This is a genomic window from Streptomyces sp. NPDC044033 (assembly GCF_056434425.1).
In genome coordinates this window covers 1-20,642 of record NZ_JBWKFF010000016.1, presented here as the reverse complement: position 1 = coordinate 20,642, position 20,642 = coordinate 1, and the positions used below count along the sequence as shown (strand labels likewise).

The 20,642-nt window shown below is 72.3% G+C and carries 19 protein-coding genes; 8 read left to right on the top strand and 11 right to left on the bottom strand.

What is annotated here, in order from left to right; all coding sequences use genetic code 11:
* The first annotated feature begins 42 nt into the window (after positions 1–42).
* Complete coding sequence (locus AC07AB_RS25910) at positions 43–267, top strand: MbtH family protein (protein WP_478571154.1); 225 nt, start codon at positions 43–45, stop codon at positions 265–267.
* A 224-nt stretch (positions 268–491) separates the two neighbouring features.
* On the opposite strand, the gene AC07AB_RS25905 is transcribed toward AC07AB_RS25910, so the two are convergent.
* Positions 492–1,058, bottom strand: coding sequence for a DUF6314 family protein (locus AC07AB_RS25905; RefSeq protein WP_478571152.1), 567 nt, complete (start codon positions 1,056–1,058; stop codon positions 492–494).
* Positions 1,059–1,265: 207 nt separating this feature from the next.
* On the opposite strand from AC07AB_RS25905, the gene AC07AB_RS25900 reads away from it, so the two are divergent.
* Both AC07AB_RS25900 and AC07AB_RS25895 read left to right on the top strand, forming a co-directional pair.
* Complete coding sequence (locus AC07AB_RS25900) at positions 1,266–2,474, top strand: serine hydrolase domain-containing protein (RefSeq protein WP_478571149.1); 1,209 nt, start codon at positions 1,266–1,268, stop codon at positions 2,472–2,474.
* A 99-nt stretch (positions 2,475–2,573) separates the two neighbouring features.
* Entirely contained in the window at positions 2,574–4,115 is a 1,542-nt protein-coding gene (locus tag AC07AB_RS25895; RefSeq protein ID WP_478571146.1) for an alpha/beta hydrolase, read from the top strand.
* 150 nt (positions 4,116–4,265) lie between these two features.
* Here AC07AB_RS25895 and AC07AB_RS25890 read toward each other — a convergent pair whose 3' ends face one another.
* The 3 genes from AC07AB_RS25890 to AC07AB_RS25880 form a co-directional block, all read right to left on the bottom strand.
* Entirely contained in the window at positions 4,266–5,420 is a 1,155-nt protein-coding gene (locus AC07AB_RS25890) for a magnesium and cobalt transport protein CorA (protein ID WP_478571144.1), read from the bottom strand.
* Positions 5,421–5,618: 198 nt separating this feature from the next.
* Positions 5,619–6,974 carry a diaminopimelate decarboxylase gene (gene lysA, locus AC07AB_RS25885; protein ID WP_478571141.1) on the bottom strand — a complete coding sequence of 452 codons (1,356 nt, stop codon included), beginning with the start codon at positions 6,972–6,974 and terminating at the stop codon, positions 5,619–5,621.
* A 255-nt stretch (positions 6,975–7,229) separates the two neighbouring features.
* Complete coding sequence (locus tag AC07AB_RS25880; RefSeq protein WP_478571138.1) at positions 7,230–7,703, bottom strand: SAV_915 family protein; 474 nt, start codon at positions 7,701–7,703, stop codon at positions 7,230–7,232.
* Between the two features lie 283 nt (positions 7,704–7,986).
* On the opposite strand from AC07AB_RS25880, the gene AC07AB_RS25875 reads away from it, so the two are divergent.
* On the top strand, positions 7,987–8,574 hold the full coding sequence (locus AC07AB_RS25875; protein ID WP_478571136.1) for a TetR/AcrR family transcriptional regulator: 588 nt from the start codon (positions 7,987–7,989) through the stop codon (positions 8,572–8,574).
* 267 nt (positions 8,575–8,841) lie between these two features.
* Positions 8,842–9,357: an RNHCP domain-containing protein gene (locus AC07AB_RS25870; protein WP_478571133.1), complete on the top strand. Its 516-nt coding sequence runs from the start codon at positions 8,842–8,844 to the stop codon at positions 9,355–9,357.
* A 196-nt stretch (positions 9,358–9,553) separates the two neighbouring features.
* Here the strand turns inward: AC07AB_RS25870 and AC07AB_RS25865 are convergent, their stop codons facing one another.
* Positions 9,554–10,426 (bottom strand): helix-turn-helix transcriptional regulator, encoded by an 873-nt coding sequence (locus AC07AB_RS25865; protein ID WP_478571130.1) that lies wholly within the window; start codon positions 10,424–10,426, stop codon positions 9,554–9,556.
* 70 nt (positions 10,427–10,496) lie between these two features.
* On the opposite strand from AC07AB_RS25865, the gene AC07AB_RS25860 reads away from it, so the two are divergent.
* Together AC07AB_RS25860 and AC07AB_RS25855 are read left to right on the top strand one after the other, a co-directional pair.
* The gene (locus tag AC07AB_RS25860) at positions 10,497–12,200 is read left to right on the top strand and encodes an AMP-binding protein (protein ID WP_478571127.1); all 1,704 of its coding nucleotides are present in this window, start codon (positions 10,497–10,499) and stop codon (positions 12,198–12,200) included.
* Entirely contained in the window at positions 12,197–13,831 is a 1,635-nt protein-coding gene (locus AC07AB_RS25855; protein ID WP_478571125.1) for an AMP-binding protein, read from the top strand. The genes AC07AB_RS25860 and AC07AB_RS25855 overlap by 4 nt, the downstream gene beginning before the upstream one ends.
* 21 nt (positions 13,832–13,852) lie before the next feature.
* On the opposite strand, the gene AC07AB_RS25850 is transcribed toward AC07AB_RS25855, so the two are convergent.
* From AC07AB_RS25850 to AC07AB_RS25825, 6 genes are all read right to left on the bottom strand, one after another.
* A complete protein-coding gene (locus AC07AB_RS25850; protein WP_478571123.1) occupies positions 13,853–14,239 on the bottom strand; it encodes an MmcQ/YjbR family DNA-binding protein in 387 nt (128 codons plus the stop codon).
* Positions 14,240–14,529: 290 nt separating this feature from the next.
* A complete protein-coding gene (locus AC07AB_RS25845) occupies positions 14,530–15,261 on the bottom strand; it encodes a hypothetical protein (protein WP_478571120.1) in 732 nt (243 codons plus the stop codon).
* A gap of 252 nt (positions 15,262–15,513) precedes the next feature.
* Entirely contained in the window at positions 15,514–17,217 is a 1,704-nt protein-coding gene (gcl, locus tag AC07AB_RS25840) for a glyoxylate carboligase (RefSeq protein ID WP_478571606.1), read from the bottom strand.
* A gap of 32 nt (positions 17,218–17,249) precedes the next feature.
* Positions 17,250–18,146 (bottom strand): 2-hydroxy-3-oxopropionate reductase, encoded by an 897-nt coding sequence (locus AC07AB_RS25835; protein WP_478571118.1) that lies wholly within the window; start codon positions 18,144–18,146, stop codon positions 17,250–17,252.
* A 168-nt stretch (positions 18,147–18,314) separates the two neighbouring features.
* The gene (locus tag AC07AB_RS25830; protein ID WP_478571115.1) at positions 18,315–19,157 is read right to left on the bottom strand and encodes a TIM barrel protein; all 843 of its coding nucleotides are present in this window, start codon (positions 19,155–19,157) and stop codon (positions 18,315–18,317) included.
* 182 nt (positions 19,158–19,339) lie between these two features.
* Entirely contained in the window at positions 19,340–19,951 is a 612-nt protein-coding gene (locus tag AC07AB_RS25825; protein WP_478571113.1) for a TetR/AcrR family transcriptional regulator, read from the bottom strand.
* A 139-nt stretch (positions 19,952–20,090) separates the two neighbouring features.
* On the opposite strand from AC07AB_RS25825, the gene AC07AB_RS25820 reads away from it, so the two are divergent.
* Positions 20,091–20,642, top strand: a 552-nt coding sequence (locus AC07AB_RS25820) for an FAD-dependent monooxygenase (protein WP_478571112.1), incomplete at its 3' end; no start/stop codon positions are given.

Genomic DNA, 20,642 nt, shown 5'->3' with positions numbered 1-20,642 from the left:
CAGCACCCTCACCACCGCCACCGCACCGAAGAGGACTGAACCATGAGCAATCCGTTCGACAACGAGAACGGCACCTTCCTGGTGCTCGTCAACGATGAGGGACAGCACTCGCTCTGGCCCGCTTTCGCCGAGGTGCCCGACGGCTGGGAGGTCGTGCACAACGAGGACACCCGGGCGGCGTGCATCGAGTTCATCGAGCAGAACTGGACCGATATGCGCCCGAAGAGCCTCATCGCGGAAATGAGCGACGACCGCCAGACGGCCTGAGTTCCTGAGCGGCCGGCACCCCGGCCGCGAGGACGGAAGGGGCGCGTGGCCTGGGACCGGGCGAGCCTATGGCTCGTCCGGTCCCTGCGCGTGCGCCGAACCCCCGGAGCGATCGGTGGTCAGCACGCTCGGCTGCGGCTGCGGCTGCGGCTGCGGCTGCGGTTGCGGTTGCGGCTGCGGCCGAGGCCGGGGCCGACCGCCCGGCCGCGCAGAGCGCCGAGCGGTTACGGGCGTTCTGAGCCGTACGGCCGGCGCCGCCGGTAGACGGAGCGCAGCGACTGGTCCTTCGCCGGGCCGCCGACGCGCCAGCTCACCCGCCACTCGTCCGGCGAGACGACGGTGAATGCGCCCTCGTACAGGTCGTCGACGCAGGGGTGGCGCGCGGTCCAGACCCCGGTGCGCAGGTCGAGGCCGTGGAACGCGCGCCCGTCGGCGAAGGTCACCTCCGCGGTGCCGTCCGGGCGGGGGAGCAGCCGCAGGGTGCGGCCCGCCCGGCTCACCGAGCCGTCCCAGGTCAGCTCGCCCTCCTCGATGTGCAGCAGCACCCCGCGGCTGTCGCTGTCGCTGCCACTGCCGTCGTCGCTGCCGTTGTCACCGTCACCGCCGCCGTCGCTGTCGCCGTCGCGGAAGACGGCGGTGCCGTGGAAGCTGCCGCTGGTGCCGGTGCTGAGGTCGAGCAGTTCACGGTCGACCGTCCAAGCGCCGGACAGGTAGGCCGCGACGTCGGGAACGGGATGGACCCCGGCCGAGGGCCTGTCGGCCGGGTGCGGAGGCGGTGCAGCGGAGGGCATGGCCCCATTGTCCGATTCCACCGCCCGCCGACGCGAACCGGGGGCGTATCGGGGGGCGTCGGGAGGCGTGGCGGACCCGCGCAATCGGGTAACCCCTACCCTTCGGCGGTGACTTGGGTACACCGTCCGCCGGGGAGGGAGCCCCATTGGCGGCGGGCCGGGGGTGCTGGAGGCTGCTGTGCCATGACAGCAGTTCACAGAGAACCTTTGAACACGCCCGCCCCGAAGGCCACCCCACGGGCGTCCGTCACCAGGCGCCAAATCCTTCGCGGCACGTCCGTCGCCGCCGTGGCCGCGCTGGGCGCGGGGTCCGGGTTAGGGGCGGCGCACGCCGCGTCACCGCGCCCGCCCGGCAGCCGGGACGCTCCCGACCTGGGGCGAATACGGCGGGTGCTGGCCGATCTGGTCGCGTCCGAGGGGCTGCCGGGGGCGCAGGCGGTGATCACCGGTGCCGACGGCCGGGTGCGGGAGGTCGGCGCCGGGGCCGGCGACCTGGCCACCGGACGTCCGTATCCGCACCTCTCCCGGCTCCGGGTGGCCAGCCACAGCAAGTCGTTCGTCGCGACGGTCGTGCTTCAGCTGGTGGCGGAGGGGCGGGTGCGGCTGGAGGCGCCGGTGGAGCGCTATCTGCCCGGTGTGGTCCGGGGGAACGGCAACGACGGCCGCCGCATCAGCGTGCACCAGCTGCTCCAGCACACCAGCGGCCTGCCGGACTTCCCCGACGGTCTGACCGACGAGACCCCCGGGCACTTCACCCCCGAGGTGCTGACCCGGCGGATGCTGTCCCAGCCGCCGCTGTTCCCGCCGGGGGACCGGTGGTCGTACTGCAACCTCAACTACATCCTGCTGGGCATGCTCGTCGAGCGGGTCACCGGGCACGGCTACGGGCGCGAGGTGGAGCGGCGGGTCATCGAGCCGCTGGGGCTGGCGCACACCTACTGGCCGTGCTGGCCCGAGCAGCGGCTGCGCGGGCCGCACCCGCAGGCGTACGCCCCGGTGGCCGGCGGCGGGCACCGGAAGATCACGTTCATCAACACCTCGTTGATCGGCGCGGCGGGAGCCCTGGTGTCCACCGCGCAGGACCTCACCGCGCTCTACTCGGCCCAGCTGGCCGGGGAGCTGCTGCCGCCCGCGCAGCTCGCGGCGATGCGTGACACCATGCCCGCCGACATCGCCCGCGGGGCCGAGTACGGGCTGGGGCTGGCGAGCTATCCGATCGACGGAGGCACCGGGGGCCGGTACTGGGGCCACGGCGGCACCGTCGACGGGACCCGCACCCGGGGCGGGGTCACCGAGGACGGCCGGGCCGTGTTCGTCGCCGTCAACGAGGTCCCCGAACGCGAGAACGCCTCCCAGGCGGTCGTGGACGCGGTCGACCACATCTTCCAGGCCGTACCCGCGGCCGTATCCGGCTGACTGCCCACCAGCCGTCGACTCATCAGCTGACGGCCTGTCAACTGGCCGTGCATCAGCTGTCTTTCCAGCCGACTACCCAGGTATGGAGTGCATCCTCCCATGAAGAGACTGCGACCCTTGCGCCGCACCGCGGCCGTCGCCGCGCTGGCGGCGGCCACCACCGCGGGCCTGCTCGCCCCCGCCCCGACCGCCGCCGCTCAGCAGCGCGCCGAGCCCTCGAACCTCCGGAAGTTCACCCAGCAGAAGGTGCGTTGGGAGAAGTGCGGCGTCAAGGGTCTGGACGAGGCAGGGGCGCGGTGCGCGTCGGTCCGGGTGCCGTTGGACTACAGCCGGCCGGACGGGCCCACGCTGACCGTCGGTTTCTCTCGGATCAAGGCGACCGACACCCGTCACCGCATCGGGCTGATGATGCACAACTCCGGTGGCCCCGGCGGCGTCACCCTCGATATGCCCCTGATGTCGAGGGCGGCGATGGGCAAGGATCTGGCCGCCCGGTACGACCTGATCGGCATGGATCCGCGCGGCGTCGGCCGCAGCAGCCCCCTGCACTGCGACACCGGCGGCCACTGGCTGCGCTCCGCCGGCTACGACACCGCCGGGTTCAACGCCCAGGCCCGCTACGAGGCCGGCCTGGTGAAGTCCTGCCAGCAGAAGTACGGGCAGAAGGTGCCGTATCTGCGGCACTTCACCACCCGCAACACCGCCCGTGACATGGACCTGCTCCGCGCGGTCCTGGGGGAGCGTAAGACCTCCTACTTCGGCGTCTCCTACGGCACGTATCTGGGGGCGGCCTACGCCAACATGTTCCCCGGCCGCGTGGATCGGCTGCTGCTGGACAGCGCCATAGACCCCGCCCGGTGGGGCGTCCAGGCGTTCAGGGACGCGACACAGGCCAATGAGGAGTTCTTGGACGCCTGGGCGCGGTGGGTGGCGCCGAAGAACGGTACGTACGGTCTGGGCGACACGCCCGCGAAGGCGCGGGCGACCGTCGAGGGTATAGCCCGGCAGGCCGCCCGCGAACCGCTGAAGATCGGCCCGTACACCGCCGACGGCCAGCAGGTGCCGTCCGCGCTGGCCATGATGATGTCCAGCGACCGGGAGTTCGCCGAGGCGGCCAAGAACATCCGGCTGCTGTACGACGCGGCCCAGGGCCGGACGGTGGAGCCGACCGAGACCCTGGCCGCCGCGTTCGGTCCGCCCGACGCCGAGACGGACACCCAGAACTCCCTGCAGCAGGCCCTGATATGCGCGGACCGGGCAGCGCCGCGTGACCTGTCCTGGTACCGGCACAATATCGAGGCCAGTCGGGCGAAGGCCCCGCTGTACGGGCCGCTCTTCAACGCCGTGTCCCCCTGTGCGTTCTGGCCCGGCAAGCCGGTGGAGGCGCCGGTGCTCACCGGCAATGACGTGCCCGGCCTCATCGTCCAGTCGACCGGCGACCCGCGCACCAGCTACGCCAACGGGCAGGGCCTGCACCGGAAGATGCCGAACTCCCGGCTGATCACCCTCAAGGCGCGGGTGCACGGCGTGTACGGCTTCTATCAGAACGCCTGCGTGGACCGGCAGGTCAACGACTATCTGCGTACGGGCCGGCTGCCCGTGAAGGACGCCACGTGCGAGAAGGCCGCGGCAGGCAACTGACGCCCGCCGGAACCCCGATCGGCGCGGCCGGCTCCCTCCGCATCGGAGCCATCGGAGCCATCGGAGCCATCGGAGCCATCGGAGCCGACAGAGCCGACCGAGTCGACAGAGCCATCGGAGCCGACAGAGCCATCAGCGTCATCGGAACCGTCAGAGCCAGTCGCGCCGCTTGAAAATGAAATACAGGCTCACGCAGACCAGCACCATCAGGCCGATCGCGAACGGATATCCGAGCAGCCAGTGCAGCTCCGGCATGTGGTCGAAGTTCATGCCGTAGATCGTGCCGACGAGGGTCGGGGCGAAGAGGATCGCCGCCCAGCTGGAGATCTTCTTGACCTCCTCGTTCTGCTCGAAACCGGCCTCGGCGAGCGCCCGCATCTCGGCGTTCTGCTGCTGGGTGACCAGCGTCGCGTTGACGGCGAGAATGTCGGCGAGAGCCGACCGGAAGCCGTCGACGCGCTCGCTGGTGTGGGTGACGTGGTCGGCGACGTCGCGGAGATAGCGCTGTAGCTCCTCGTCCGTGCCGTACTTCGTGAACCCCGCCATCAGCCCTCGCAGCATCCCCACCAGAGGGCGGGTGGCCCGCTGGAACTCGACCATCTCGCGCGAGAGTTCATAGATGCGCCGCGACACGGCGGGGTCGCCGCCGAAGACCTCGGTCTCGATCTCGTCGATGTCGTTCTGCACGCCCTCCACCACCGGGGCGTAGCCGTCGACGACCGCGTCGAGGATGGCGTAGAGGACGGCTTCCGGACCCAGCGCCATCAGCTCGGGCGTGGCCTCCATCCGGCTGCGCACGGTGGACAGGGCGGGGGCCGCGCCGTGCCGGACGGTGATGACGAAGTCGGGGCCGACGAAGACGTGCAGTTCGCCGAAGTCCACCTCCTCCGAGGCGTCGAGGTAGCGGGCGGCGCGCAGCACGACGAAGAGCGTCTCTCCGTACCGCTCCAGCTTGGGGCGCTGATGGGCTTCGAGCGCGTCCTCCACCGCGAGCTGGTGCAGGTCGAACTCCTCGGCCAGGGAGACCAGTTCGGCCTCGCTGGGGCGGTGCAGACCGATCCACGCCATGCCGGACGGTTCCGCGTGCAGCTGCCGGTAGGTGTCGGCGAGCGTGGCCGGGGTCGCGACGCGGTGGCCGTCCCGGTAGACCGCCGCCCGCACGACACTGCCCTGGCCGGCCGGCTCCGCCGCGTCGGGCGCGGAGGCCGGCGGGTCCGGTTCGCCGGGCGTTCCGGGCGGCCGCAGCCAAGAGTGCTTCTTGGTGGAGGCCCCGGTCCTCCGGGGCGGTTTCCGGCGATCGGGCATCGGGATTCCTTCACGGTAACGGTCGCTGGGACATCGGCGGGTACACCGGGCGGACACCGCCGCCCGGCCGCGCTGTGACCGGACCACTTCGGACCGCTGGATCACAGAGCAGGATATACGGGCCGAAATTCGAGACCGTGAGGATGAGGTGGACCGCGGCCGGGGGTCGGGGGTGCGCGCCCCGGCCGCGGCCCTGTCTCATTCGCCGACGTCGCGGCTCCGGAGGTCGGCCGACGTCTCGCGGCGTACGAGCAGCCGGGCGTGTCCGCCGGAGACGGCGGCCACCGGCGGCCTGCCCACGAGGTTGTACCCGGAGGCCATGGAGACGTGGTACGCGCCTGCGGCCGGGACGGCGAGGAGGTCGCCGGGGCGGATGTCCGAGGGCAGTTCGACGCCGTCGGCGAGGATGTCGCCCGCCTCGCAGTGCCGGCCGACGACGGTCACGGCGCGAGGGGCCGCGTCGGAGGCGCGGCCCACCAGCCGGACGGTGTAGCGGACCCCGTACAGGGCGGGGCGCGGGTTGTCGCTCATGCCGCCGTCGACGGCGACGAACGTGCGGTCGCCGGTGTGCTTGACGGACAGCACGCGGTACAGCGCGACCCCCGCCGGACCGGCGATCCACCGGCCGGGCTCGATCGCCAGCCGGGGCACGGGCAGGTCGAACCGGGCGCAGTTCAGGGCGAGTTCACCGCCGACCCGGTCGGCGTACGCCCGCGGCTCCAGCGTCGGTTCGCCCACGCGGTAGGCGATGGCGAAGCCGCCGCCGAGATCCAGTTCGGGCAGCGCCACGCCGTGCCGGTCGCGGATCTCGGCGAGCAGCGGCACCAGCCGCCGTACGGCCGTGACATACGGGTCCAGGCCGGCGATCTGCGAGCCGAGGTGGCAGTGCAGGCCGACCAGGTCCAGCCGGGGCTGGCCGAGGATGCGCGCGACGGCGTCCGCCGCCTCGCCGCCCGCCACCGGAAGCCCGAACTTCTGGCCCTCCACCCCGGTCCGTACGGCCGTGTGCGCGCCCGCCTCGACGCCCGGCACGACGCGGACCAGCACCCGCTGCCGGCTGCCCGCGGGCACCAGGGCGGCGAGCCGGGCGATCTCGCCGGTGCTGTCGATGACGATCCGGCCGACGCCCAGCCGCAGGGCGATCCGCAGTTCGGCGGGGCTCTTGGCGTTGCCGTGCAGGACGAGCCGGCTGCCCGGGAACCCCGCGTGGGCGGCCAGATCCAGCTCGCCCGCCGAGCAGACGTCGAGGGAGAGCCCCTCCTCCTCGACCCAGCGGACCATGGCGCGGGAGAGGAACGCCTTGCCCGCGTAGGCGACCTCGGCGTGTGGGAGCGCGGCGCGCCAGGCGCGGGCCCGCGCACGTACCTCCTGTTCGTCGATGATGTAGGCGGGGGTGCCGAAGCGGTCGGCGAGATGGGCGAGCGCGACGCCGCCGACCGAGAGGTCGCCCGACGGCAGGGACCGCGTCGAGGCGGGCCACGGGGACGTCGCGGCGCTCTCCTCGGCGGGCCGCGGGGACAGCGGCGGGGGTACGGGCGCGAGTGACAGAGACATGGGAGTGCCTCCTTCGGGGGCGGGGCGGGGCGACAACCGCGGGGGTCCGCCGAGCGGGTGGGCGCGGGTGAGCGGCCGGGTGCGGATGCGCGGAGGGAGCGGGGCGCGCGGGCGGATCGAGCCGCGAGGGCCGTGAGGGCCGCGCGGGCCGCGAGGGTGGACGGGAACGGGCGGGCGGATCGGGGCGCGCGGATGGAGGGGAACGCGCGGGAGACCGGGGACCATGGCGAGCGGCGGGAAGCGGGGGCGCCCGGCTCAGGTGAGGAATGCCTGGAGGGCGGCTACGGCCGCGGCCGTGCCCGTCACGCGCGGCGCGCCGACGGCGTCCGGGTTCCAGGAGGGCCGTCGCGGAGCGCGTGGCTTGGGACCGGGCTCGGGCTGCCGCGCCTTCGGCGCGCGGGCGGTGAGTAGCGGGTCCACCGAGAGCCGTGCGATGCCGAGGGGCTCGGCCAGCGCCAGCACGGCGGGCCGGGCGAGCCGGATGAAGGGCTGCTGCGGGCCCAGGACGTGCGAGAGCCGCCGCCTGGAGGTGAAGGCGACGGCGGTCCGGGTGCCGAGCGGGGTGCGGAAGACGCGCAGGGCGCAGCCGGCGGGGCAGGTCTGTACGGGCACGTACAGGGGCCCTGCCTCGCGACTATCGGAGGGGTCGCCGTCCTCCGTGGCGCGGAGGGCGCCGGCGGAACGCGGCTCGGCGGTGAGCGTCTCGGCGGGGGTGCGGCTGATATGCATGACGGTCCTTGCGAGGCGTCGGAACAGTGCACTTCTTACGCTAGGCCGCCCGCCATGGCCCGGTACCGGGCCTTGACAAGCTGTTGATTCCCTGTCACGGGGATTTGACGGGCTGTTGACGCCGAGGCCACCGGGGACGTCGCCGAGGCCGCCCGGGACGTTCGCGGAGGCCGGCCGGCGGGGGCGCCGGGGAGCCGGCCGCTGAGGGGTGGGGGAGACCGCCGGGCATCGCCGCCTCCCGGCCGAGTGACCTGCCAACAGGCGTTGGCCTACAGTCGGCGGTGTGACGACACGGGCCGGGAGCGGCGGGCGCGAGGACCGCGCCGTACGGCGGTCGGACAGCACGCGCGCCGCCATCCTCGCGGCCGCCCGCTACCGCTTCGCCGAGCACGGGTACGAGCGCACCACCATCCGCGCCGTGGCCGCCGACGCCGGCATCGACCCCGCCATGGTCATGCGCTACTACGGCAGCAAGGACCGGCTCTTCGCCGCCGCCCTCGACATCGACCTGCGCCTGCCCGAGCTGCGGGACGTGCCCCGCGCCGATGTTCCGCGCCGGCTCGTGCGCCACTTCCTCGACCGCTGGGAGGGCGACCCCACCGACGACGCGCTGCTGCTCCTGCTGCGCTGCGCCGTCACCAACGAACGGGCCGCCGAGCACGTACGCGGGCTCCTGGCCGAACAGGTCGCGCCCGTGCTCGGCACCATCACCGACGCCCGTCGCACCGGGCTGCTCTGCGCCCAGCTCCTGGGCCTCGCCCTCACCCGCTATCTCATCCGGGTCCCCGCCGTCGCCGAGCTCACCGCGGACGAGGTGGCCGACCTGTACGCGCCCGCCGTCGCCGGGCTCCTCGGCCTGGACGGCGGGTAGCCGCACCCCCACCGAAAACCGGTTGCCGCGAGGCGGGAACACCGGCTTTCATCGAGGGCGACACGCGACCCCGGCAACTCGGCCGGGGCGGTGCGGATGAGGTGGTGTTGTATGCCCAGGGCCCCGCGGAACTGCTCCCGTCATCGAGGACGGTCCGCATCGGCGGCGCTGCCCGACCGGCAGGGCTGACCCCGGCACGTACTCCTCGGACGCGAGCGGTGACCGTACAGTCCCGTCACCTCGCAGCAGCCAGGAGTCCTCTTCACCATGTCCCGTGACCACCGCGATCAGCCTGAATCCCGAGACCGACGCCCACGCCGTGATCGCCGCGAATACCGTGACAGCGACGAATACCGCGACCATCGCGACCACCACGAGAACCGCGAGAACCGCGACCATCGCGACCACCGCGAACCCAGCACCATCCGCGCCACCGCCAAGCAGGCGCGTGCCCATTCCTTCCGCTGCCTCAACTGCGGCCTCGACGTACCGATGAGCGCCGCCGGCACCAGTCACCGCAACCACTGCCCCAACTGCCTGTGGAGCCGTCACCTCGACGACACCCCCGGCGACCGGGCGGCCGACTGCGGTGCGCGGATGGAGCCGCTCGCCATATCGGTCCGCAAGGACGGCGAGTGGGTGATCGTCCACCGCTGCACCGGCTGCGGCGTCCTGCACGCCAACCGGACGGCGGGCGACGACAACGCGCTGCCGCTCACACGGCTCGCGGTCCGCCCACTGGCCCAGCCGCCGTTCCCCTTTGAACGGCTCGCCGGGCTGTGACGTACCAGGTGTGAGAACCGATGAGGTGACCCGTCACGGGGGTCGGGTCACCTCATCGGGCAACTTCACTCGAACGAGTCGTCAATTCGCCGGGCATTCACTCCATCGTGGCTCGCCGACGACGGTCACCTCAGGGCGGCACCTCACCATGAGCCACCGCACAGCACCGCTCCGCCGGGTCTGGCGGAGCGTCAGCTCACGGCAGCAGCCCCGCCCGGCGCGCCGCCACCACCGCCTCCAGCCGGGTGTGCGCGCCCAGTTTCCGCATCGACGACCGCAGATAGCTCTTGACCGTCTCCGGCCGCAGCCCCAACCGCTCCGCCGCGCTCGCGTTCGTCGCGCCCGAAGCCACCCGGGCCAGCACGTCCACCTCGCGCGGCGACAGCTCCACCGCCGGCCGCTCCCGGTCCGGGACGGCCCCCGAGGCCGCCGCCAGCCGGCCGCACGCCGACAGCAGCTCCTCCCGCAGCTCCGGGTCCGCGACCCGGTGCGCCAGCGCCCGCAGATCGCCGTGCGCCTCGCGCACCTCCTCCCACACCGCCGGATCGGCCGCCGGCTGCCGGGCCACGGACAGCAGCCGCCGCATCTCGTCCCGCACAGCGAGCGCCTGCTCCAGCTCGCGCGCCGCCTCGACCGCCACCGACAGCGGCCGGTCGCCCAGCGAGAGCGGCTGGCGCAGCGCCCCGTACAGGACGCCGCGCACCCGGCCCCGTACGACCACCGGCACCGCCAGCATCGAGCGGAGCCCCTCCGCCGCCACCGCCGCGTCGTACTCGTGGCTGATCACGCGCGAGGCGTGATAGTCCGTCACCGAGAGCGGCCGGCTCAGCGTGGCCGCCTTGCCGCCGAGCCCGGACCCCGGCCGGATCGCGAGCCCGCCCAGCGCCCCCGACTCCGTGCCGGCCAGCTCCGAGATACGGAACTGCCGGGGCCCGGCGAACAGCCCGCCGAAGGCGACCGGCAGCCCGCCGCACCGGCGCATCCGCAGCAGCGCCGCGCGTACTTCTGTCGCCCCGTCCGGATGCGCCACGGCCAACTCCCAGAATTCGCGAATTGCGGTCACCCCCATCCGGGGGTGGTGAGACTCAGATCACTCGTCGCACGATGCTAACGAGCGGGTTCTGCAATGAGGAGGACATGTGACGGCTACCGATGTGACCGAAGAGTTCCGCGCGGCACGGGACTTTCTGCTCGGGCACCGGGAGGACTACACGGCCGCCTGCGCTGGATTCTCCTGGCCCCGCCCGCAGGAATTCAACTGGGCGCTCGACTGGTTCGACCGGATCGCCGTGGGCAACGAGCGCACCGCCCTGTGGATCGTGGAAGAGGGCGGCGCCGAGACCCGGCTGTCCTTCGACGCGCTGCGCGACCGGTCCGGGCGGGTCGCGAACTGGCTGCGCGCCCAGGGCGTACGGGCCGGGGACCGGATCGTCGTCATGCTCGGCAACCAGGCCGAACTGTGGGAGACCGCGCTCGCCGCGATGAAGCTGCGCGCCGTCGTCATCCCCGCCACCCCGCTGCTGGGCCCCGCCGACCTCGCCGACCGCATCGAGCGCGGCCGGGCCGCCCATGTGCTCGTACGGGCCGAGGACCGCGACAAGTTCACCGACGTGCCGGGCGACTACACGCGGATCGTCGTCGGCGGGGGACCGCAAGATACGGACAGCACGGACGGCACGGAAGACGGCTGGCTCGTCTACGAGGACGCCTACCAGTACCCCGGCGCGTACCAGCCGGACGGACCCACCCTCGCCGGCGACCCCCTCATGCTCTACTTCACCTCCGGCACCACGGCCCAGCCGAAGTTGGTCGAGCACACCCATGTCTCCTACCCCATCGGCCATCTGTCGACGATGTACTGGATCGGGCTGCGGCCCGGCGACATCCACCTCAACATCTCCTCGCCCGGCTGGGCCAAACACGCCTGGTCGAACCTCTTCGCCCCGTGGAACGCCGAGGCCACCGTCTTCGTCCACAACTACACCCGCTTCGACGCCGCCCGCCTCATGGCCGAGATGGACCGCTGCGGCGTCACCAGCTTCTGCGCCCCGCCCACCGTGTGGCGGATGCTGATCCAGGCCGACCTCGGCGCGCTGCGCACCCCGCCCCGCGAGGCCGTCGCCGCCGGTGAGCCGCTCAACCCCGAGGTCATCGACTCCGTGCGGCGCGCCTGGGGCGTGACCATCCGCGACGGGTTCGGGCAGACCGAGACGTCCGTGCAGATCGCCAACTGCCCCGGCCAGACCATCAAGTCCGGCTCCATGGGCCGCCCCAGCCCCGGGTTCACCGTCGCCCTCCTCGACCCGGTGTCCGGCAAGCCCGGCGACGAGGGCGAGATCAGCCTCGACCTGTCCACCCGGCCCGTCGGGCTGATGACGGGCTACGAGGGAGACCCGGAGCGCACCGCCGAGGCGATGGCCGGCGGCTACTACCGGACCGGCGACATCGGCTCGCGCGACGCCGACGGCTACATCACCTACATCGGGCGCGCCGACGACGTCTTCAAGGCGTCCGACTACAAGATCTCGCCCTTCGAGCTGGAGAGCGCGCTGCTGGAACACGAGGCCGTCGCGGAGGCGGCCGTCGTCCCCGCCCCCGACCCGCTGCGGCTCGCGGTGCCCAAGGCGTACGTGGTCCTCGCGGCGGGCTGGGAGCCCAGCACCGAGACGGCCACGGCGCTCTTCGCCCACTCACGGGCGGCCCTCGCGCCGTACAAGCGCATCCGCCGGCTGGAGTTCGCGGAATTGCCCAAGACCGTCTCCGGGAAGATCCGCCGCATCGAACTGCGCGAGCGCACGGCGCAGGGCGGCGGCGCGGAGTTCCGAGAGGAAGACCACCGATGAACGCACCGCAGAGCTCCCTGTCGTACGCGAGCGGCGTCGGCGAGGTCCCGCTGCTCGGCGACACGATCGGCGCGAACCTGGCGCGCGCGGTCGAGCGGTTCGGTGACCGGGACGCGCTCGTCGACGTCCCGAGCGGCCGCCGCTGGACGTACGCGGAGTTCGGCCGGGCCGTCGAGGAGGTCGCCCTCGGGCTGCTGGCGAAGGGCGTCGGCAAGGGCGACCGGGTCGGCATCTGGGCGGTCAACTGCCCCGAGTGGGTGCTGATCCAGTACGCCACCGCGCGCATCGGCGCGATCATGGTCAACGTCAACCCGGCCTACCGCGTGCACGAGCTGGAGTACGTGCTCGGGCAGTCCGGCATCGAGGTGCTGGTCGCCTCCGTCGAGCACAAGAGCAGCGACTACCGGCGGATGGTCGAGCAGGTGCGCTGCCGCTGCCCCGCGCTGCGCGATGTCGTCTACATCGGCGACCCCACCTGGCAGGGCCTGGTACGCGCGGGCGCCGGGGTACCGGGCGCCCGGCTCGCCGAGCGCGAGGCGCAGCTCTCCTGCGACGACCCCGTCAACATCCAGTACACCTCGGGCACCACCGGCTTCCCCAAGGGCGCCACCCTCTCCCACCACAACATTCTCAACAACGGCTATTTCGTGGGGGAGACGGTCGGCTACACCGAGCGGGACCGGATCTGCCTGCCCGTGCCCTTCTACCACTGCTTCGGCATGGTGATGGGCAACCTCGGCGCGACCAGCCACGGTGCCTGCGTGGTCATCCCCGCGCCGACCTTCGACGCCGTCGCCACCCTGCACGCCGTCGAACGTGAGCGCTGCACCGCGCTCTACGGCGTCCCCACCATGTTCATCGCCGAACTGGGCCTGCCCGACTTCGCGACGTACGACCTCTCGACGCTGCGCACCGGCATCATGGCCGGCTCGCCGTGCCCGGCCGAGGTGATGAAGCGCGTGGTCAGCGAGATGAACATGGCCGAGGTGTCCATCTGCTACGGCATGACCGAGACCTCACCGGTCTCCACCCAGACCCGGCGCGAGGACGATCTGGAGCGCCGCACCGGCACGGTCGGCCGGGTGCTGCCGCACATCGAGGTGAAGGTCGTGGACCCGGCGACCGGGGGCACCCTGGAGCGCGGCGAGGCCGGAGAGCTGTGCACCCGCGGCTATTCGGTGATGCTCGGCTACTGGAACGAGCCCGAGCGCACCGCCGAGGTCGTCGACGGCAGCCACTGGATGCACACCGGGGACCTCGCGGTCATGCGGGAGGACGGCTATGTGGTGATCGTGGGCCGCATCAAGGACATGATCATCCGGGGTGGTGAGAACGTCTATCCGCGGGAGATCGAGGAGTTCCTCTACTCGCACCCCAAGATCTCGGACGTCCAGGTCATCGGCGTCCCCGACGAGAAGTACGGCGAGGAGATCATGGCCTGCGTCATACTCCGGGACCAGGCCGGGACGCTCAGCCGCGAGGAGCTGGCCCGCTACTGCCGCGGCCGGCTCGCGCACTACAAGGTCCCGCGCTATCTGTGCATCCTCGACGCCTTTCCGATGACGGTCAGCGGCAAGGTCCGCAAGATCGAACTGCGCGAACAGGCGGCGGCGCGGACCTCCGGCGCGTAGCCGCGGGGTGGCGGGCGACTCTCACTCGCGGCCCGCCCGCTCGCCGGGCCAGTCGAGCAGGAGCCGCCGCGCGCGGGGGAAGGCGGCGACGATCAGGTCGTACGAGTCCTCGATCATGTCGAGCACCATGCGCCGCGCCAGCGACCCGCCGTCCAGCGTGACCGTGTTCCAGTGCCGCTTGTTCAGGTGGTAGCCGGCGACGATCTCCGGGTGGGCGGCGCGCAGCCGCTCGGCCAGGTCCGGATCGCACTTGAGGCTCACCGTCAGCGGCCGATGGGTGAGCGTGGTGAGCGCGAAGATCTTGCCGCCGACCTTGAACGTGCAGACGTCCGGGTTCCGGTGGAAGGGGAACTCCTCGGTGGCGCCGTTCAACGCCAGGCAGGCCGCTCTGAGCTGGTCGGGGGTCATGGCACCAGTATGCCGCCGGGCCGCCGGGCGGCCCGGAACGCCCGCTTCCGGGCGGCGTGGCCCACGATCGGCACGGCCGTGACTGACGGTATTGGCCGCGGCTGCCCTTACGGCCGCGGCTGCCCTTACGGCCGCGGCTGCCCTTACGGCCGCGATTGCCCTTACGGTCGCGACTGCCCTTATGGCCGTGGCTGGGGCCCGTGCCGCGACAGCCCGTGCCGCGACAGCCCGTGCCGCGACAGCCCGTGCGACCGGGGCCGGCGGCCCTTGCCGCGACCGTGCGAACCGGCTCACGGGCCCATCCGGATCAGGTCGTCCGCCGGGTCGTTGACCGGCTGCGGGGTGCCCGTGAGGTCCATGACGAACAGCGGTATCAGCAGGTCGTCCGCGCGCTGCCGGGCGTCGCGCCCGTACCCGGCCAGGGAGAAGAAGACGCCGAGCGCCGAATCGCCCATGCCGTGCAGCCACAGGCACTCGATGGCGCGCAGACCGGTGGGGTGGGTGGTCGGGTCGACCTGGGCGATGATGCCCGGGCCCCGCAGGTCCACCTTGGATATCGACCGGTCCTGCGACTGCCTGATGCCCGAGAAGCCCAGCCACTTCAGATACTGCGCCGCCGCCGTCACCGCGTCCCGCGCCGTGCGGATGGTGACCGGGTGGAACGCGGGCCGCAGCACCGCCGAGGTGGGCGACGGGGGCCGGCCGGGGCCCGCGGACGTAGCGGCGGTGGCGAGGCCGGCCTCCCGGTGGCCGGGGCCCGGCGGGGGAGTGACGGGCAGTCGGACGACCGCGCCGCAGGCGCAGCCCAGCTCCGGCGCGGGCCAGGAGTCCTGGCGTTCGCAGGACGGGCAGCGCACGGTCACCCACGACTCCTGCCAGGTGCGGTGCTCCAGCAACTCCGGCCTGCCGCCGGGCAGTACGGGCAGGGTGAGCGGAGCTCCGCACGCGCAGGGGAAGGTCGGCGGGGTGAAACAGTGCTCGCGGCGGCACGCCGGGCAGTGCACCGGCACGCTCTCTGCCATGTTCGGCTCCTGCGCGGTCCGTAGGGGAGGTTCTGTCCATCGTCCATGATGTGCGACGAGTTGGGGAAGGAAACTCCGGTTCGCCTCGCGGCGGTACGGACGGGGGCCGCCCAGCGGCGCGATCTCGGCGGGCGCGATGGACGCTCGCGCCGCCGGGCGGGGACGAGGGGGCCGGGCCCACCCGGCAGGGGCCGACCCTGGCGGGGCTCACTCCGGTGGGGCGGGCTCCGGCGGGGCTCACTCCGGTGGGGCTCACTCCGGCGGGGCCGGCTCGAACTCTCGTACCGCGTCGATGTCCGGGCCGTGCGGGGTGTTCGCCTCGCGCTCGATCATGATCTCGACGAGCACCGGACGCGAGGTCGAAGCGGCCTGCCCGCGGGCCCAGTCGAGGGCCGGCCGGATGTCCGAGGGGTCGACGACGCGACGCCCTGAACAGCCGTACGCCTCCATGAGCTTCACGTTGTCCGTGCCGAACTCGTCGTAGTGGATGTCGACCTGATAGTTCATCCCATAGCCGATGGACGCCTGCCGGATGAGGCCCAGGTATTCGTTGTTGAGCATGATCAGGACGTACGGGATGTCGTACTGCGCCGCGACCGCCAGCTCCTCGGCCATGTACTGGAAACCGTAGTCGCCGACGATTCCGACGACCTCCGCGGACCGCTCGCCCATGGCGTCGAGCGCCTTCCGTACGCCGATGGCCGCGGGGATCTCCCAGCCGAGCGGCCCGGCCTGGCCGCAGACCTGGTAGTGGCGCGGCTTGTGGACCTTCTGGTGCTGGCCGCCCCAGATCTGGTACAGCCCGATGGCGGTCACGAAGTAGGTGTCCTCGTCGAACGCCTCGTTGATCTCTTTGTAGACGCGCGGGGCCTTGACCGGGACCGAGGCGAAGTCCTCGCGGCGGACCAGGGTGCGCTTGAGGTGCCCGCACCGCTCGATCCATCCGCCCACCTCGGCCCGCACCCCGCGCTCGCGCGCCGCCGCCAGCAGGGCCCGCAGGAACAGCTTGGCGTCGGAGACGATGCCCAGCTCCGGTTCGATGACCTTGCCGAGCTGCGTCGGCTCGATGTCCACGTGCACGAACGTGCGGTCGCCCCGGTAGACGCCGAGGTCCGCGCCGGTGTGCCGGTCGCCGAAGCGCGCGCCGACGGCGAGGACGAAGTCCGACTCCAGGAAGGCGGCGTTGGCATAGCGCTGCGAGGTCTGGACGCCGGTCGTGCCCAGATTCAGCGGGTGGCCGTCCTCGACTGCCCCCTTGCCCATCAGCGTGACCTGGAATGGCACCCGCACGTACTCGACCAGTTCGCGCAGCTCCTCGCCCGCCTCCGCGAGGATCACCCCGCCGCCCGCGAGGACCAGCGGCCGCTCGGCCGCCAGCAGCAGATCCAGGGCGGCCTCGACGCGCGGCGGATGCGGCGGTACGGGCGCGACGGGGAGCCTCGTGTCGATCCCGGCGTCGTAGCGGATCTCCCGCTGCGCCAGGTCGACGGGTATGTCGATGAGTACGGGGCCGGGGCGGCCCTGGCGGGCGATCCGGAACGCCTCCCGGAAGGCCCACGGGATCTGCGCGGCCTCCTTGATCTGGACGGCCCACTTGGTGACCGGCCCGGCGATCCCCACGATGTCGACCGCCTGGAACGCCTCTTGGTGCAGCTTGGCCGAGACCGCCTGGCCCGTGACGCAGAGCATCGGCACCGAGTCGGCGAGCGCGGTGTACAGCCCGGTGACGAGGTTGGTGGCGCCGGGCCCGGAGGTGGCGATCGCCACGCCGACCTTGCCGTTCGTACGGGCCCAGCCATCGGCCATATGGGTCGCGCCCTCTTCATGACGTACCGTCAAATGCTCGATTCCGCCCACGACTTCCATCGCCTTGTAGAGCGGCAGGATCGCCGCTCCCGGGCAGCCGAAGGCGATGTCGACGCCCTCGTCCTTCATGATCATGACGGCTGCCTGCATCGCGGGAATCCGCCGCCCGCCGGCCGAGGCGCTCACCCCCTCACCCCGTGCCCCGACAGCCGCTCCACGCCGCGCAGCAGCGCGCAGTGGTCCAGCCCGCCGTCGCCCTGCGCGCGCACCGCGGCGACCAGGCCCGCGACCACGCCGCCGACGGGGAGCGCCGCGCCGACCTCGCGGGCGGCGGCGGTGACGATGCCCATGTCCTTGTGGTGCAGGTCGATCCGGAAGCCCGGCGCGAAGTCGCGGGCGAGGAGGCTGTCCCGCTTGCGGGCGAGCACGGTGGAGCCGGCCAGCCCGCCGCCGATGACGTCGAGGGCCGCGGCGAGGTCCACGCCGGACTTCTCCAGGAAGACCACGGCCTCGGCGCACGCCTGGATGTTGACCGCCACGATCAGCTGGTTGGCGGCCTTCACCGTCTGGCCGCTGCCGTGCGGGCCGCACCGTACGACGGTCCTGCCGAGCGCGTTGAGAATCGGCCGGGCGGCCTCGAAGTCGGCCGTATCCCCGCCGACCATGATCGACAGGACTGCCTCGACGGCGCCGGCCTCACCGCCGGAGACGGGGGCGTCCAGCACGCGGATGCCCTTGACGGCCGCGGCCTCGGCGAGTTCGACGGAGGTCCGCGGGGTGATCGAGGACATGTCGATCAGCAGCGCGCCGGGCCGGGCGTTCGCGAGGATGCCGCCCGGTCCGTAGGCGACGGCCTCGACCTCGGGGGAGGCCGGAACCATGGTGATGACGGCATCGGCGTCGCGGACGGCCTCGGCGACCGAGGCGGCCCCGGTGCCGCCGGCGGCGACCAGCCGTTCGGTCTTGGGTCGTTCCAGGGTGAAGCCGGTGACGTCGTAGCCCGCTTTCAGCAGGTTCTCGGCCATGGGGGAGCCCATGATCCCGAGACCGATCCACGCGATCTTGGGGAGGTTGCTCATGACGATGTACCTCTCGTATGGCTGGTCGTGTGCCTCGGGGCGGATGCGGTACGGGCGTGAGTGCGGGTACGGGCCTGAGCGCCGGTACGAGCGTGAGCGCGGGTGCGGGCGCGGATACGGACATGAGTGCCGGTACGGGCGCGGCGCTGGTCGCGCGCGCAGGGCCGGTCAGCGGTCGGCGGACCGGGCTTCCGCCGGGAGCCATGCGAAGGCGTCGGCGCTCGGTCCGTCACCCGGCCGGTACTCAAGGCCGATCCGCCCCTCGTACCCGGCCCCGGCCAGCCGGGCGAGGAGCCCGGCGATGTCGAGGGAGCCGGTGCCGGGGGCGCCGCGCCCCGGACAGTCCGCGATCTGCACATGGCCGGTCTTGTGCGCGTAGCGCTCGATGGCCTCGTGGAGGTCCGCACCGTTCATGGCCAGGTGGTAGAGGTCCATCAGGAACTTGGCGTTGCCCAGTCCGGTGGCCGCGTTGACCTTGTCCACGAGCTCGACGGCCGCGGCGGCGCTGACGATCGGGTACAGCGGGGCCTCGGGGGCGTTGAGCGCCTCGATGAGCAGATCCGCGCCGGCCCGGTGGGCCGCGCGGGCGGCCCGTACGAGATTCTCCAGCGCCAGCGCGTCCTGCGCTCGCGGGTCCACGCCCTCGACCCGGTTTCCGTACAGCGCGTTGAGCGCCGTGCAGCCGACCGAGCGGGCGAAGCCGGCGGCCACGTCGAGGTTCGCGCGGAAGCGGTCGGAGGGCTCGCCGGGCAGGGACAGTACGCCCTTGTCCGGCCCGGGGAGCCGCCCGGCGTAGAAGTTCAGCCCGACGAGCCGCGTCCCCGCTTCCTTCAACGCGCCTCGTAGCGCGTCGAGTTCGGACTCTTCCGGGGTGGGGGTCCCGGCCCAGGGCCACCACAGCTCCACCGCGGTGAACCCTGCCGCGGCGGCGGCCGCGGGGCGCTGGAGGAGCGGGAGCTCGGTGAAGAGGATCGAGAGGTTCACATCGAAGCGCTGATCGGGGGCGACCATATGGCGCTCAACTCCTTCCGTATAGCGGAAAGATGCTTCTGCTCAACGGAAGAGTGCATGCGGCGTCTCGCGGCTGTCAAGGGACCCGTCGGGGTGGCTGCCGAGAGGGGCGGGGGCGCGCGACGGCGAGTGGTGCGCGGCTCGAAGCCGCTCACTACTCGCCATGTGCCGGTCGGTGCGCGCTACTCGGTCTCCGTTCCGGTCCGCGTCTCGGTCCGTGTGCCGAGCGCCCCCCACCCGTGCTCCAGCAGATCGAAGATCGTGGTCAGCGCCTGCGCGGGATCGGGTTCGTTCTCGGCGAGCAGCGGCGCCTGGAGGATGAACCGGGCCAGGGCGCGGGTGGCGAGGTCCCCCTCCGGCGCCCCGGTCGCCTCGCCGATGGCGCGGGCCAGCGCCTCTTCGTGGCGCTCCCACATCCGCCGGAAGTGATCGCTCAGCACGGGGGTCGACCTGATCAGGGAGACGAACTGGTGGAACTCCGGCGCTTTCGCGTGCAGGGGGCGCGCCTCCAGCAGATGGGAGTGGAGGGCGGCCGGGATCGACTGGCCCGCCGGCCGGTCGCGCACCGCCCCGACCAGGCCCTCCGCCCGGTCGGCGTCCTCGTCGAAGACCAGGGCCTCCTTGCCCGGGAAGTGCTTGAAGAGCGTGGTCACCGAGACGTCCGCGGCCTCCGCCACGTCCGCGACGGTCACCTGGTCGTAGCCCCGCTCGGAGAACAGCCGCAGGGCCGCGTCCGCCAGGGCCTTGCGGGTCTGGGCCTTCTTGCGCTCGCGGCGCCCGGTCGGCTGAGTCATGCCCTCCACGCTACCGCATGGGTGGACCCGCTCAATAAGTTTAGTCATTGCATCTTTTTAGTGACTGTGCTTTTCTGAGCGGGTCGCCGCGAGTGGGATCGTCACCGCCTCGCGGCGCCCTTACGGAATCGGAGCCACCATGAACCAGAAGTCCGTACTCATCTCCGGCGCGAGCGTCGCCGGGCCCGCCCTCGCGTACTGGCTGCACCGCTACGGCTTCCGCACCACCCTCGTGGAGCGTGCGCCCGATCTGCGCGACGGCGGCCACGCCATCGACTTCCGCGGCGCCGGGGTGGACGTCCTGAAGCGGATGGGCCTCTTCGAGGCCGTGCGCGAACACGACACGGCCATGAAGGGCGTGACCATGGTGAACGGCGCGGGCGAGACCCTCGCCACGCTGCCGGCCGAGTTCATGTCCGGTGAACTCGAAGTCCTCCGGGGCGACGTGACGCGAATCCTGTACGAGGCGACCCGGGACGACTCCGAATACGTCTTCGGCGACTCCATCGCGTCCGTGGTCCAGGGCGAGGACGAGGTGCTGGTCGAGTTCGAGCAGGGCGAGCCGCGCACCTTCGACTTCGTCGTGGGGGGGGGAAGGGGGCAGGCCCCAACCCGCCGCCCCACCCTCTGTCCCAGCGGACGAGAAAAACACCCACCCAGCACACCCACACGCAAATTCTTCCCCCCCCAA

Coding starts and splice junctions, on each gene's coding strand:
- AC07AB_RS25910 (WP_478571154.1), top strand. CDS start 43: ATGAGCAATCCGTTCGACAACGAGAACGGCACCTTCCTGGTGCTCGTC.
- AC07AB_RS25855 (WP_478571125.1), top strand. CDS start 12,197: ATGAACGCACCGCAGAGCTCCCTGTCGTACGCGAGCGGCGTCGGCGAG.
- AC07AB_RS25845 (WP_478571120.1), bottom strand. CDS start 15,261: ATGGCAGAGAGCGTGCCGGTGCACTGCCCGGCGTGCCGCCGCGAGCAC.
- AC07AB_RS25870 (WP_478571133.1), top strand. CDS start 8,842: ATGTCCCGTGACCACCGCGATCAGCCTGAATCCCGAGACCGACGCCCA.
- AC07AB_RS25850 (WP_478571123.1), bottom strand. CDS start 14,239: ATGACCCCCGACCAGCTCAGAGCGGCCTGCCTGGCGTTGAACGGCGCC.
- AC07AB_RS25825 (WP_478571113.1), bottom strand. CDS start 19,951: ATGACTCAGCCGACCGGGCGCCGCGAGCGCAAGAAGGCCCAGACCCGC.
- gcl (WP_478571606.1), bottom strand. CDS start 17,217: ATGCAGGCAGCCGTCATGATCATGAAGGACGAGGGCGTCGACATCGCC.
- lysA (WP_478571141.1), bottom strand. CDS start 6,974: ATGTCTCTGTCACTCGCGCCCGTACCCCCGCCGCTGTCCCCGCGGCCC.
- AC07AB_RS25890 (WP_478571144.1), bottom strand. CDS start 5,420: ATGCCCGATCGCCGGAAACCGCCCCGGAGGACCGGGGCCTCCACCAAG.
- AC07AB_RS25905 (WP_478571152.1), bottom strand. CDS start 1,058: ATGCCCTCCGCTGCACCGCCTCCGCACCCGGCCGACAGGCCCTCGGCC.
- AC07AB_RS25895 (WP_478571146.1), top strand. CDS start 2,574: ATGAAGAGACTGCGACCCTTGCGCCGCACCGCGGCCGTCGCCGCGCTG.
- AC07AB_RS25865 (WP_478571130.1), bottom strand. CDS start 10,426: ATGGGGGTGACCGCAATTCGCGAATTCTGGGAGTTGGCCGTGGCGCAT.
- AC07AB_RS25835 (WP_478571118.1), bottom strand. CDS start 18,146: ATGAGCAACCTCCCCAAGATCGCGTGGATCGGTCTCGGGATCATGGGC.
- AC07AB_RS25830 (WP_478571115.1), bottom strand. CDS start 19,157: ATGGTCGCCCCCGATCAGCGCTTCGATGTGAACCTCTCGATCCTCTTC.
- AC07AB_RS25880 (WP_478571138.1), bottom strand. CDS start 7,703: ATGCATATCAGCCGCACCCCCGCCGAGACGCTCACCGCCGAGCCGCGT.